The sequence below is a fragment of the Pseudomonas sp. R1-6 genome (genome assembly GCF_051132115.1).
GTDB lineage: Bacteria > Pseudomonadota > Gammaproteobacteria > Pseudomonadales > Pseudomonadaceae > Aquipseudomonas.
Genome location: NZ_CP071662.1, coordinates 2932588 through 2946999 on the forward strand (window position 1 = coordinate 2932588; position 14412 = coordinate 2946999).

The window sequence follows — 14412 nt, forward strand, 5'->3', positions numbered from 1 at the left end:
TCATTCCTCTTTGAAGGCAGCGAGCAAGCGTTCGCGCAAAGGTTTCATCAGGTAGTTCATCAAGGTGCGCTCACCGGTCACGACGGTGACGTCGGCGAGCATGCCGGGACGCACCAGCAAACCGGCGCCTTGCAGCGCGACGACTGTCTCGGCGGGAATTTCTACCTTGGCGGAGAAGTACGGCTGGTGGGTCTGCTGGTCGATCAGTTGGTCCGCCGACACGGTGGTGACCGTGCCGGTCACAGTCGGCGTATCCACCCGCTGCAGGGCGGTGAAATGCACATGCACCGGCAATCCGGGGGTGAGCTTATTGGCCATCAACGGATCGAAACGCGCGGTGATCGCCATCGGCGCGTCCAACGGCACCACCTGCATCAGCGTCTGCCCGGCTTGGGCGACGCCGCCCACCGTGTGGATCGACATGTCCATGACCTGGCCCGCCACCGGCGCGCGGATCGCACCGTTATCGACTTCGAACTGCAAGGCGCGGATCTGATCGGCATAGGCCGCGGCTTCGGCCGAAACCTCGCTGAGCTGGGTTTCGGCATCGCGGCGAAACTCCTGCTGCGCCTGCAAGGCCTTGAGCCGACTTTCGTTGATGGCCTGGCGGGTGCGCCCGACGTCGCCGATGCCCGAAGCGATCTGTCCGGCCAGTTGCGCCGCGTTTCGCTCGGCCTCGAAAAGTTTGTTGCGCGGCACGTAGCCTTCCCGGGCCAACTCGCGCAAGCCCTCGAGTTCCTGTTGCTGGAAGCGCATTTGCGCATCGTAGTTGCGCTTGACCCCTTCGTAGCCCTGCAGTTGTTGCTGCAAGGCGCCGATTTCATGCTCGATGATCTTCAGGCGGCTGCCCAGTTCGGCACGCCGGGTCATGAACAGCTGACTCTGCAGGGCCATGGCCGCCTTGACACGTGGCTCTTCGGCGCGCTCCAGCAATTGTTGCGGCCACTGGATTTCATCGGCGCCCAGGCGCTCGGCCATCAACCGCGCCTCGATGCTGCGGTCGTTGAGCAGCTTGCCCAGGGTCACGTCCAACTGCGATTGCGCCTGCACCGTGTTGAGCTGCACCAGCAACTGCCCCTGGCTGACACGATCGCCATCACTGACCAACAGTTTTTCCACCACGCCCCCCACCAGCGACTGCACCGCTTTGCGCTCCCCCGCCACTACCACGGTGCCGCTGCCCACCACGCCCTGGTCGAGCGGCGCCAGGCAGGCCCAAAGCAGAAAGCCGCCAAGGGTCAGGGCCAGGAAAACCACGCCGTAGCGCGCCGCCCCGCCCGCATCGGTGCTCGCGGTGGGCAATGTGTCGCTGCTGAGCACGCTCAGGCCATGCTCGCCGTGGGCCGGTGTGGCCGATTTCAAATCACGCATCCTTGCCTGCCTCCCGCACAGCGGCCGGCCGCGGCCCCGGCATCAGCGCCTTGAGCACCCGGTCCCGAGGGCCGAACGCTTGTTGAGTGCCGTCCTTCAACACGAGGATGTGATCGACCACCGCCAGCACGTTGGGCCGATGGGTGATCAACACCACGGTGCTGCCGGCGGCCTTGAGCACGCCGATGGCCTGCACCAGCGCCAGTTCACCGGCTTCATCGAGGTTGGAGTTGGGCTCGTCGAGCACGATCACCGACGGGCTGCCATACAGCGCGCGCGCCAGGCCCAGGCGTTGCTTCTGACCGCCAGACAGGCCAAGCCCGCCAGGGCCCAACGGTGTGTCGTAGCCCTTGGGAAACCTGAGAATCATTTCGTGAATGCCCGCTTGACGGCTGGCGGCGATGATTTTGTCGGCGTCCTGCTCGCCGAAACGGGCGATGTTGTCGGCGACGCTGCCATCGAACAGTTCGATGTCCTGGGGCAGATAGCCCAGGTATGGCCCCAGCGCGTCATGGGACCACTGGCTGATCTCGGCATCGTCCAGGCGCACCGATCCGCCCATGGCCGGCCACACGCCAACCAACGCGCGAGCCAGAGTCGATTTGCCACTGGCACTGGGACCAACCACCGCAAGCACTTCGCCCTTGCCGAGGCTGAAATTGATGCCCCGCAGAATCGGCTGTGATGCCCCGGGCGGTCCGACGTACAACTGCTCCAGGCGCAGCGCGCCGGTGGGCGGTGGCAGCGGCATGCGCAAGCGATCGCGTGGATGTTGCGCGAGCAGTTGGCTCAGGCGCTGGTAACTCTGGCGGCCGCTGTTGAATTGCTTCCACGAGCCGATGGCGATTTCCACCGGAGCCAGGGCACGTCCCAGCAGCAGCGACATGGCGATCATCATCCCCGCCGAGAGCTGCCCCTCCAGCACCAGCAGCGCGCCCAACCCCAAAGCGAGGGACTGACCGGAAATCCGCACGAATCGCGTCGCCGAGGTGATGCGCGCCCCGCGGTCGCTGGCGTGGGCCTGCGCGGCGATGATCCGTTGTTGCAGCAGGCTCCAGCGCTGGCGCAGCGGCCCGAGCATGCCCAGGGCCTGGATGACCTCGGCGTTGTGCAATGTGCTGTTGACGTAGACCGAGGACTGCACGCCCAGTCGATTGGCCTCTCCCAGGCGCGAACGGGTCGCCAACTCGCCCCACAGCGCCAGGCCGATCAGCAATACGGCGAGCACCAGCGTCAATACGCCGAACCAAGGGTGAAAGATGAACGCCACCAGCAGGAAGATCGGCAGCCACGGCGCATCGAGCAAGGCGATCAGGCCCTGGCCGGTAATCAGCTGTCGCAAGGTGGCAAGATCGGTGAGCACTTGTGCCGGGTTGGCGTTGTGCTCGCGCAGGCTGCGGGCAAACGCCGCATCGAAAATCCGCTCGCCCAAGGCGTCGTCCAGCCCGGCGCTCATGCGGATCATCACCTCGCCGCGCACCCATTCGATCAACGCACTGAACATGAACAGCCCAAGGGCGATCAAGGTGAGCATGACCAGGGTGGTTTCGTTGCGACTGGTCAGGACCCGGTCGTAGACCTGCATCATGTAGAGCGACGGCACCAGCACCAGCAGATTGATCACGCCGCTGAACAAGGCCAGGGACCAGAATACACGGCGATAACTTAACAAAGCGGCATCAATGTCATGCCGTGGATCGAGAAAAAAACCCATAGAGTGTCAACCCGCAAAAGGAAATAACGGTCCCCGCGAAATCCATGCGAGTCTTTGCCCCGAAGGCGTCAAAAAAAGGGCGTCATGTAGCTGACATTGTCGCTATATGAGCCGAACGTCGGCCCTACGGCGGCCAAGTACTGACAACGTAGTCGCAGGTTAGTGCCAGAGGGGAAGCGGGATTTTTGCGGGGGATAGAGCAAAACGGCGGCGGTTCGGGATCGGGCTCTGCTGTGGCAGCGGGCTTGCTCGCGATGTTGGCGGGTCAGTCGCATCGATTTGACCGCCTTACGGCCATCGCGAGCAAGCTCGCTCCCACAGGTTTGGCGCGTTAGGCAGGTTCTGCGCCGAGGGTTTCAGCCATCCGCACCAGGTCGGCGAACGACTTGGCGTGCATTTTCTTCATGGCATGGGCGCGATGGATTTTCACGGTAATCTCGCTCAGGTTCATCTGCCCCGCGATCTGTTTGTTCATCAGTCCCTTGGCGGCCAGGGCCATGACCTCCTTCTCGCGCGCCGTCAACGTCTGGTAACGCGTATGCAAGCCGCAAAGCTGCTGCTCGATTTCCCGCCGTTTGACGTCCGCCTCAAGCGCAGCTGACACGGCGTCCAGCAAATCCTGTTCGCGAAACGGTTTAGCCAAAAAGTCCATGGCGCCGGCCTTCATCGCCTTGACGGACATTTCAATGTCGCCGTGACCGGTAATGAAGATGATGGGAATCCTGATATTCGACGCCGCCAACTGGCGCTGGAAATCCAGCCCGCTACTGCCCTGCAACCGGACATCGAGTACCAGGCAACTGGCGCAATCGGGTTTGGGCCGCTGGAGAAACTCGGCGGTGGACGCGAATGTCTCGACGCGCATGCCGACAGAGCGCAGGAGATTGCTCAATGCACAACGTATGGACGCATCGTCGTCCAGCACGAACACAACAGGACCTTCGCTGCCCGGCTCATTGTTTTTGATATTGCCGTTCATGCACGATTCTCTCGCAGGGTGGATTGAAAAAGCCTAGCACAGCGCCTTCGACGCCGAAGTGGGCCTGACGAGGCGCAATCGGTAGCGTCACGCAACGAAAAGAGCCTTCAGTGCGGTAATCGTTGCCAGGAACTCGCGCGGCCGGTGCCAATACGCGCCGACCTGGGCACTGTAGCCCTTCCCGGTAAGGCACCAGGTGCAGAAATGTTCGCAGTTGTTGGCCAGGAGACTGTAGCGGTTTTCGCCCAACCTGGAGCGGGCCCGACGGGCCACTTCGTTGGCCGGATAGCGGGCGGGTTGTTGGATGATCCACACCGGCCTGCCACTGGCGAAATGCTCCAGATCGGTCACTTCGATGGGCCCCGCTTCCAGCGCGCCACTGAACCCCGAATAATGGGCAACGCTTCCGGCGCCCAGGTAAATCCCGTGATGGATATAGAAACGGCGCGGACTGATCAGATGCGCCCCGATGGGCACCTCGCCCAAGGCGCTGATATCGACCAACCTCAGCGAATCGATCGCCAGCCCTCCGGGCCTTTTGGTGCCGTGGCGGGGTTCCAGAGTCACGCCTGCCGGCACCGGCACAACCAAACGGTAGGAGACGTTGGCCGCTACCAACGCCAGGCAGATAAGCACTATTGAACGAAGTGACGAAAATTCATCCGCCGCGATGCCTGTCAGTTTCATTGCCAGATCCTCCGCAACCCATGGCAATCACTGTATCGCTCGGGTTGGCGGGGATCATTTGTACGTGGGATTGGTTCACTGATCGATTGATATGCAGCGTGTAAACCTTGGTATTAGCGAGCAACGGGCAGCGAGAACTCGAGGACAGCCCCACGGGGCTGGTTGGCGTGCGCCTGCAAACAGCCGCCGTGGGCTTCGATGATCGATCGACAGATGGATAATCCCAGCCCAAGGCCCGAAGCCTTGGTGGTGTAGAACGATGCGAACACCCGTTCCGCGCATCCCAAGGCAAAGCCCGGCCCCGAATCGCAGACTTTCACCCACACGCAACCGGCATCGTCCAGCCCGGAACTGATCGACAAGTGCCGCTCGCTTTCATCGACGGCGCTCATGGCCTCCAATGCGTTCATGATCAGGTTGAGCAGCACCTGTTGCAGCTCCACGCGATCCCCGTCGATAGCAGGCAGCGCGTCGGCCAGGTGTGTTTGGATCGAGGCGCCACTCTTGATGATCTGGCTGCGGCTGAACTCGACCATTTCCTCGATGGCTGCGTTGATGTCCAGCGGCCCTTTCTGCGGTGGAGCCTTGCGGATGTGCTCGCGGATTCGCCCCAGCACATCGGCGGCTCGATTGGCATCGAAGACCAGATGCCCGAGAATCTGCCGGACTTCCTCGATTTCCGGCGGCTGGGCGTTGAGCCAACGCAGGGCGGCGTCGGCATTGAGGATCGTCGCGGCGATCGGCTGGTTGACCTCATGGGCAATCGAGGCGACCAACTGGCCCATCGTCGCGACTCGGTTTGCATGGGCCAGTTCGGCCTGCACTTCGCGATAGCGACGCTCGCTTTCGCGAATCTTCTCCTCGGCCTGTCGGCGCTCGGTCAGATCCAGCACAAAGGCCACGCCTTCCCGGCTGCTGGCTTCGAACATGGCCAGGCCAACGATCACCGGCAGACGGCTGCCGTCTTTCCTGAAGTATTCCTTCTCGTACGGGCAGGCTTGCCCGGTGCGCAGGGCCTTGGCCAACGAACGCTCACTCAGCTCGCGATACTCCGGCACCGTCAGGTCCCTCCAACGCAGCCGGCCGGAGGCAAGGTCTTCGCGCTCATAGCCCACCATGCGCAGGAATGCGTCGTTGGCTTCGATGATGTCGCCCTCGGCATTCCAGACCAGAATCCCGATGATGTTGGCATCGACGAGACGACGGATCTTTGCCTCCCGTTCGGCCACCTCTCGGTACAGACGAGCGTTTTCCAGGGAGATGGCCGCGCGAGACGCCACCAGATTCAGGATGGTGAGCCGGTTCGGACTGAATACATGGGCGGCAAGGCTGTTTTCCAGATACAGCACGCCCACCAGCGCGGCCTGGTTGATCAACGGCAGGCACAGGATCGACCGCACCGGACGTTTGCGAAAGTAGGGATCGGCGGCAAACGTCGCGGCGGCCGGGCCCATGGCGTCGTCGAGAAACACGCTCTCCTGGGTCCGCAGCACATGGTAAAAAATCGACTCCGGCAACAGCGCCGAACTGACCGGCTCGTCACGCAGTTGCGTCGTGGTCCCGCCGGTCGTCGCTTGCGCCGCGATCCGGTGCCCCTCGCCAGTGGACAGGATCAGCAGGCCGCGCTCAGCGCCGGCTTGCTCGATGGCCGTGGCCATCACCCGATCGATCAGCTTCTCCAGGACGATTTCTCCTGACACTGCCTGAGAGACTTTGAGCACGGTGGCGATGTCCAGGTGTTCCACCGGAGTCGCCATCGTAGTCGCCGGGCCGGGCGCGGGTTCTGTTTCGCGCAGCCACGGATACCGGGCTTCGAGCTGTCGAACCTTGCCGTCGGCTCCCCAACGCAGATAGCCGTAGCAGGCGTCCTGCATATACATGCGAGCGATTTTCCCAAGGCCACGGGCGGCGTAGAAACGTGAGGCTAGTTCGTTGGCAAGCGCCTCGACATGGACGAAGCCGCTTTGCCGGGCGAGGTTCATGGCGTGTTCGTAAAGCAGCTCGGCATCGATTGGCCGCCCTTCGACACGGGCAATCTCCGCGCCCACCAGTGCGGCGCGGCTCGCAAAGTTGTCCGGGCACTGCCGCGCCCAGGCCTGAAGCTGTCCATGGCCCTCCTTCATTGCGTCCAGATGCGCCCCTCGCTGATCCGCAGGGGCTTTGTCATAAACGGCAGCATGGGCCAGGGCACCGAAAAAGTGATATTCGGCTTCCTCGAAAAAGGACTGGCAAACCCAGAGCAACCGGCGCGCTTTTTCGGCAGCGGCCAAGGCCGCTTCTGGCTCGTCGGCCATACAGCGGGCCTGTAGCTTGCGAACCCAGTACAAGCATTCAGCCAGGACCAAGTCCGGATTGCTGGACAAATGGGATTCGGTGGTCACCTCGTCCAGTTCGTCGTCATCCATGCGCCCGAAGATCGACGTCTGGCCGCGAAGCATCCGGATCAGCAGCAATTGCGTGACGATGAAATCCGTCACCAGCCCGAAACGCACCTTCCTCGCATAGTCCAGGCCACGCTCGGCTTCATCTTGTACCTTGGGCAGCGGTTCCCCGGCGAAGAGCAGATCCGCAGTGAGGTTGTTGCCCGCGTAAGCACCGTACGGCAGGTCCCCGATCCGGTTCGCAGCCGCAAACGAACGACGCAAGAGGTCGCGGCATTGTCCGACCGGTCTCATCCAGCGCACGGCAAAGCAAGAGAAGCACAGATAGGTGCTGGCTTCGAATCGAGTCATGCCACGGTGCTCGACAAGGTCGCAGCCCAGCTGCCCGAAACGAAACCCCACCTCATGGTCGCCGAACCGCCGGCCCGCGACTCTGAACAGATTGGCATAGAGCACACAGGACGCGTCGCAATTGCCGCGTTCCAGGCTCAAGGTGATGGCCTTGCAGATCAACAGGTCCGCCAGGTTCGCGTCACTTTGCAGGGCCGGGGCGAAGAGCTTGCTCAGCGCATTGACGGTCTCCAACGCGGTCGCGTCTTCCATCAAGGGCAGATCGATCAAATCCTCGATGGCCCGATCGCCGAGCAATGTGGCGATGCGGTCGTATTCCTGGCGCACGGCCTCGTCACTTGGCTGCGCGGCCCAGTGAATGCCGACATGCCGCAAATACGCGAGACACACCGCCACCGCGCCGTCGCTGCGATCCATCAGCAAGTACACATCCATCAACAGGCAGGCGACGCTGGCCCGTTCGCTCACCGTCACGGCGCGATTGGCCAGCGCCGTCAGCCGCTCGTCGGCAATGGCGAGCTGGCCGGTGAGGAACTCGCATTCGGCCCTGTTCAGCTCAAGGGCGAAATTCAAGCCGTGCCGATGCGTCCAACTGTCATCGCCCAGCAGCTGGGCACCATGGGCAAGGTAATTGAGTGCCGAAGCATAGGCCGTCGACGCCTTGGCCCGTTGGCCGGCGAGCAAGTTGAGCGCGGCCAGCTCCTCTCGCTCGGCCTGATCGACGAGCAACCCGGCGCCGAGGTTGAGCTGGCCCACGATGTCGAATATCGCCTCGTCCCGGCCCTCGGGAGCGGTCCGCCGGGCCAGCAGCCGGCCGATTTTCAAATGGGCCGAGGCGCGTGACTCCGGGGGGATCATCGAGTAGGCCGCTTCATGGATACGGTCGTGGACAAAACCGTAAGCACCGTCGCGGCGCTCCACCAGCTCCTGGCGGACCGCCTCCCAGAGGACCGTGCGGATTTGCGCTCTGGGGACCTCAAGGATAATCGCCAGTGCGTTCAGCCCGCAGACGTTCCCCATGCAAGCAAGCTGCTGCAAGGCCTGCTGCGTCTGGGCCGGCAGGCGCGCCAGCTTGCCGCTCATCAAGTCGACGATATTATCGGTGTACCCCTTGGCGTGGATCCGATCCGGGTCCCACCACCACTGTCGGCTGCCATGATCGAACGCCAGCAAGTGCTCATCGGCGAGCGCCTGCAAGAACTGGATCACGAAGAACGGATTGCCCGCGGTCTTGTCCAGCACCAACTGCGCCAACGGCTCGATGCGAGCAGGCTCGTCATGCAGCGCCTCGGCGATCAATTGCTCGATATGCCCCTTGGCGAGCGGTGAGAGCATGATTTCGCTGACCTTGCCGCCGACGCTGCGCAGCGTCTTGAGTTTGCCTGACAGCGGGTGCGTCGCATCCACTTCGTTGCTGCGGTACGCACCGACCAGCAGCAGATATTGCACGTCGTCGCTGGTCAGCAGGTCTTCCAGCAGGTCGAGCGTCGCCGCGTCAAGCCATTGCAAGTCGTCGAGAAACAGCGCCAGGGGATGCTCGCGGCGGGCGAACACACCGATAAAACGGCGCAACACCAGCAGGAAGCGCCGTTGCTCCTGCTGGGGATCGAGTACCAGCACCGCAGGCGGCTCCCCGACGATCAGCCTCAGTTCAGGGATCAGGTCCGTCATCAGCCGTGCGTTGGGGTCCAGGGCCTGGCGCAATGCATCGCGCCAACCGGCCAACTCGGCATCGCTCTTGCCCAACAGCGTACGCACCAGGCTCTGAAACGCCTGGATCAGCGTCGAATAGGGAATATCGCGCCGGTACTGATCGAACTTGCCACGGGCGAACAACCCCCTTGGCGGCACGAGTACCTTGTGCAGCTCGTTGACCACGGAAGATTTACCAATCCCGGAATACCCCGTGACCAGCACGAGTTCCGGCGCGCCACGTTCAACCACCCGGTTGAACGCGCTTACCAACGCTTGGACCTCGGGCTCGCGTCCATAGAGTTTTTCGGGAATCAAAAGGCGGTCTGAGCCGCCTTGCTCGCCCAATGCAAAATCTTCGATGCGACGCCACTGCCGCCAATGCGACAGGCACTGACGCAGGTCGTGCTCTACGCTCGCGGCCGTCTGGTAGCGTTCCTCGGCGGTCTTGGCGAGCAGCTTCATGACGATCCGCGACAGCATGTCGGGAATGGTTTGGATCCGCTCGTTGGGCGCCAGCGGCCTCTTGGCGATATGGCAATGCACCCATTCGATCGGGTCCGATGCTGTGAACGGCAGCGAGCCGGTCAACATCTGGTACAGCGTGACGCCGAAAGAATAGAGATCGCTGCGCGAGTCGATCGAGCGATTCATCCTGCCGGTCTGTTCGGGCGCCATGTAGGCCAGCGTCCCGGCAAGCGTCTCGGGGGCCTGCCGCTCGCGGGGCAAGCGTGACGTCATGCCGAACCCGGTGAGCCGGGCCTGGCCGTCGTCGCAATCCACCAGGATATGGCTGGGCTTGATGTCCTTATGGATCAGGCCACGCTCGTGAAGCTTGCCCAATGCGACGGCAATGCTCACCGCGAGCTGCAAGAAGCGGGTCGTCTCCAAGGGCGAGGTGAGCAATTGCAACAGCGGCAAACCACCCGGGTCGCTGGCGACCAGTTGCACTTGAGGACCTTCACTGATCCATTCCAGGGGCTGTACGCACCACGAAGCATCCAACTGGTCCCTCAGGCCGAATTCATGAGCAAGACGCTCAAGGCAATCGGGCCGCGGCTGGCGGGTGGCGGGCCGAACCACCAGGACAGGTTTATCGCCGTCGGCACCTGGGCGTCGTTCCCGGCAGAAGATACGCTCGCCATCGTCCCATTGTGTTTGCATGCGGGTTTCCATCGGCACTGGAGCAAGAGGGGTTCAGTTGCATTTACCGTCGAGCTGCCATCCGGTGTCGTGCCGCAATTGCCAAGGCCAGGGTTCGGCTTCCATGGCTGCGCCGGCGACTCGACGAAAAGCGTTCATGTCGGGTTCCGGGACGGATCGTATTGCCGTCGTTTAGATTAGCGCCTCGCCTGTGCCCTTCCCATATTTTTTTCAACGGCGATGACGGGCCTCGGACACAGCGGATACGGCAGTTGAATGACCACGCAGGCCGACGATGCGGCGCCAGTCTATGTGAAATTCCCCGCCAGTCATTCCTGCCCGCGTATGACTTGGGCATCCGTTGGTTGCATGCCGCCAGGGGCGCGCGCACCTTAGGTCTTAGCCGGATATACATAGGTATACTTTTGCGCCTGGACGGACCGCGTATGGTGAATTGAAAACCGGCGCTGTTACGAGCGATCCCATGGAAGACACCCCCGTGTGCAACAAGACGATCGCAGTCATCGATGACGATGAATCCGTACGCACGGCGCTCAATAGCCTGTTGCGGTCCAGCGGCCATCAGGTCCGTACGTATCGCAGCGCCAGGGAATTCCTCGATTCAGAAGCGCCCGCGCAAACCGGCTGCCTGGTTTGCGACATACAGATGCCGGGCATGAGCGGCATCGAGTTGCATCGGCACCTGCTGAAAAACAAGGTGCGTATCCCTACCCTGTTCATTACGGCGTACCCGGAACTGGCCGCCAACACGTCGGGGCTGGTGGATTGCCTGCCCAAGCCCTGCGATGCCAGAAGGTTGCTGGACTGCATCGCAAAAGCCCTCGGTCAGCCGCACTGATCAACGGGATCGGTTCCTGCTCATACTTGCGTATATCCCCGCCTATCCCACGTATGGTTTCGCTGAACCGAGGTAGAAGTGTGCCTGGGGCAACCCGTCGATAACATGGGGTCAGGCGAGCGAATCGTCATTCATGAACCCATCGACCCCATGGCGAACGCTCTTGCGGCGACGCCGAAACACTGCGGGGATCTGGCTATGTCGGGCTTCGACGTTTTACCTCAACACCTCCTTGCACGCGTCCCCGCCATCACGGCGGCTCTTGGCGCTGCTTGCCTGGCGGGCTGCATGGTGGGCCCGGATTTCACCAGGCCTGAAAACGGATTTGACGCCGCGCAACTGACGCCCCGCCAGGAACACCGCGGCGAGCCTCGCTCCTCCACTGCGGCCGTGCCCATGCAATGGTGGCGGCTGTTCAATGACGCCCTGCTCACCCAGTTGCTGGCACGCACGCTGGAGGGAAACCTTGACTTGCAAATGGCCGCCGAACGCATCGAGCAAAGCCGCGCACGGCTGGGCATCGCAGCGGCGCAGTTGTTGCCCACCGTCGGCGCCAACGCCAGCTATGCCCGCGAGGCGCTGAGTGAGCATGGCAAATTTGCCGCACTGGGGGCTCCCACCGACCCCAGCAATTTCTGGCAGTTGGGTTTCGACGCCAACTGGGAAGTTGATCTCTGGGGCCGGGCCCGACGATCACGCGAAAGCGCCGAGGCGACGGCTCAAGCCTCTGTCTACGACCGTGAAGCCGCGAGGGTGGCGCTGACCGCCGAAGTGGCGCGCACGTATCTGCAGTTGCGCGGGACCCAGGCACAACTGGACATTGCCCGGCAGAACCAAGCGGTTGCCGAACGCACCCTGGCCCTGGCCGAAAGCCGCGAGCGCAACGGCGTGGCGACACGCTTCGAAACCTCATCGGCCCGCGCGCAGTTGGCGACGGTCAAAGCCCTGCTTCCCGAGCTGGCCCAGCGTCGTAACGCCCAGATGAACGCCCTCGCCCTGCTCATGGGTGAACAACCGCGAGCCCTCGATGCGCAACTGCGCCAGGCCATGCCCCTGCCGTCGCTGCCTGCACGCATTCCGCTGGGCGTGCCGTCGGAACTGGCCCACCGGCGCGCGGATATCCTGCGCGCCGAGGCGCAACTCCACGCTGCCACGGCGGCCATCGGCGTGGCCAAGGCTGATTTCTATCCGCGTATCGGCTTGAAAGGCCGCATCGGCGTGGAGGCTTTCGACAGCGGCGACCTCACCAGTTGGGACTCGCGGATGTTTTCGGTCGGGCCGACCGTCTACCTGCCCATCTTCGAGGGTGGCCGCCTGATGCAGCGCTTGGCCCTGAACGAATCGCGGCAAAAAACCGCCGCCCTCGCCTATCGCCAGACCGTGCTGCAAGCCTGGCACGAGATAGACAATGCCTTGGACGCCTGGGCTGCTCAACGGCGCCAGCACGACGAGCTGCAGGTTTCGTACGAACAGAACAGGGAGGCACTGGACGCGGCGGAGCGTGGCTATCAACAAGGCGCCGCCGACTATCTGAGCGTCCTCACGGCGCAACTCAACTTGTTGGCCAGCCAGACCCACCTCAACACCAGCGCGACCAACGCCACCCTCACCGTGGTCAATCTGTACAAATCCCTGGGCGGCGGCTGGGATCCGGAGCAGGTTCGATGAACAGCATGGCCTTGCCGACGGCCGCCGTCGCTGTCAGCGAAGCGCCCCACGCCGGGGCCTCGAAGCGGCCGTTGGTCGGCCTGCTGGGCATCTTCCTGGCGGCAATGATGGCGGGACTGAACATCCGCGTCGGCGCATTGGCCCTGGCGGACGTGAGGGGCGCGTTGGGCTTCGGCCTGGACGATGCCTCCTGGCTCACCACGGCGTATAGCGCCGGTGAACTGATCGCCATGCCGTTTGCGGCCTGGTTTGCCATGACGCTTTCGGTCCGCCGCCTCGAACTGTGGGTGTTGAGCACTTGTACCGCGCTGGCGGCGATATTGCCCTTCATCCGGGACCTGGACCTGCTGCTGGCGTTGCGCTTTGTTCAAGGCCTCGCCAGTGGCATGACGATCCCCTTGCTGATGATGGCTGCGCTGAAATTCTTGCCGCCATCGATACGGCTGTATGGGTTGGCGCTGTATGCCATGACCGCCACCTTCGCGCCCAACCTGTCCATCTGGCTGGCCGGCCATTGGACGGATGGCCTGCAGGACTGGCGCTGGGTGTACTGGCAGATCATTCCGCTGACCTGTATCGCTGCGGCATTGATTGGTTGGGGATTGCCCAAAGAACCCATCCAACCCCAGCGTTTCGGGCATGCCAACTGGCTGGGCATGGCATTCGCGGTGCCGGCCTTCGGCCTGATCACGGTGGCACTGGACCAAGGCACGCGCCTGGACTGGTTCAACTCGCCGCTGGTCACCTCCTCGCTGCTGGCCGGCCTGGCATTGCTGGTGATCTACTTGTTGACCGAGTGGTATCACCCCTCGCCCTTCATCAAATTGCAAGTTCTGGGGCGGCGCAACCTGGGGCTGGGCTGCACCTTGTTTCTCTGCTTGCTGGTGGTGCTGATGTCCAGCTCGCTGTTGCCCGCCAGCTATCTGGCCACGCTCCAGGATTATCGGCCCTTCCAAATGGCCTCCATTGGCCTGATCGTGGCGCTGCCGCAGTTGATTCTGGGCCCCCTGGTGGCGCTGCTGCTCTACCAGAAGTGGGTCGATGCGCGCCTGGTCTTCGCCGCGGGGTTGTGCCTGATTGCCCTGGCGTGCCTGTGTGGCGCGCAATTGACCGGCGACTGGAACCGCGAACAATTCGTCTTGGCGCAAACGCTGCAATCGCTGGGGCAACCCATGGCCGTGGTGTCGATGCTGTTTCTGATCACCAGCGTGGTGCAGCCTGCCGAGGGGCCTTTTTTCTCCGGCACCATCAATACAGTGCGCGCCTTCGGGTCCCTGGCCGGCGCTGCGCTGGTCGGGCAGTTGATGGTGTTGCGCGCACGTTTCCACTCGGAAATGCTGCTGGACCACACGGCCATGGTGGGCGGCGCCTTGCCGTCCATGCCCGATCCACAGCAACTGATGATGCTCATCGGCGGGCAGGCGCTGGTGCTGTCTATCGCCGACGCCTACCGCGTCCTGGGCGCACTGGCCGTGCTGCTGATTCCGCTGGTGCTGCGCCTGAGCTTCATCCCTGCCCCGGTCATACGGGCCGCCTCGCCCCCTTCTTCCTCCCATCGGTGACCCAT

Annotated in this window: 8 protein-coding genes; 3 read left to right on the forward strand and 5 right to left on the reverse strand. The window is 63.0% G+C overall.

Annotated elements, in window-relative coordinates; genetic code table 11:
* The 5 genes from J3P81_RS13275 to J3P81_RS13295 form a co-directional block, all read right to left on the reverse strand.
* Positions 1 to 1371 carry an HlyD family type I secretion periplasmic adaptor subunit gene (locus tag J3P81_RS13275; protein ID WP_434559000.1) on the reverse strand — a complete coding sequence of 457 codons (1371 nt, stop codon included), beginning with the start codon at positions 1369 to 1371 and terminating at the stop codon, positions 1 to 3.
* Positions 1364 to 3085: a type I secretion system permease/ATPase gene (locus tag J3P81_RS13280; protein WP_420763811.1), complete on the reverse strand. Its 1722-nt coding sequence runs from the start codon at positions 3083 to 3085 to the stop codon at positions 1364 to 1366. Before J3P81_RS13280 ends, J3P81_RS13275 begins: the two co-directional genes overlap by 8 nt.
* 331 nt (positions 3086 to 3416) lie before the next feature.
* The gene (locus J3P81_RS13285; RefSeq protein ID WP_434559002.1) at positions 3417 to 4064 is read right to left on the reverse strand and encodes a response regulator transcription factor; all 648 of its coding nucleotides are present in this window, start codon (positions 4062 to 4064) and stop codon (positions 3417 to 3419) included.
* 87 nt (positions 4065 to 4151) lie between these two features.
* The gene (locus J3P81_RS13290; protein WP_434559004.1) at positions 4152 to 4751 is read right to left on the reverse strand and encodes a lecithin retinol acyltransferase family protein; all 600 of its coding nucleotides are present in this window, start codon (positions 4749 to 4751) and stop codon (positions 4152 to 4154) included.
* A 113-nt stretch (positions 4752 to 4864) separates the two neighbouring features.
* On the reverse strand, positions 4865 to 10339 hold the full coding sequence (locus J3P81_RS13295) for a trifunctional serine/threonine-protein kinase/ATP-binding protein/sensor histidine kinase (RefSeq protein WP_434559006.1): 5475 nt from the start codon (positions 10337 to 10339) through the stop codon (positions 4865 to 4867).
* Between the two features lie 463 nt (positions 10340 to 10802).
* Here J3P81_RS13295 and J3P81_RS13300 point away from each other — a divergent pair, with 463 nt between their 5' ends.
* From J3P81_RS13300 to J3P81_RS13310, 3 genes are all read left to right on the forward strand, one after another.
* On the forward strand, positions 10803 to 11177 hold the full coding sequence (locus J3P81_RS13300; RefSeq protein ID WP_434559008.1) for a response regulator transcription factor: 375 nt from the start codon (positions 10803 to 10805) through the stop codon (positions 11175 to 11177).
* Between the two features lie 288 nt (positions 11178 to 11465).
* The gene (locus tag J3P81_RS13305; RefSeq protein ID WP_434559010.1) at positions 11466 to 12845 is read left to right on the forward strand and encodes an efflux transporter outer membrane subunit; all 1380 of its coding nucleotides are present in this window, start codon (positions 11466 to 11468) and stop codon (positions 12843 to 12845) included.
* Positions 12842 to 14407: an MFS transporter gene (locus J3P81_RS13310; RefSeq protein WP_434559012.1), complete on the forward strand. Its 1566-nt coding sequence runs from the start codon at positions 12842 to 12844 to the stop codon at positions 14405 to 14407. Before J3P81_RS13305 ends, J3P81_RS13310 begins: the two co-directional genes overlap by 4 nt.
* The last annotated feature ends 5 nt before the right edge of the window (positions 14408 to 14412 follow it).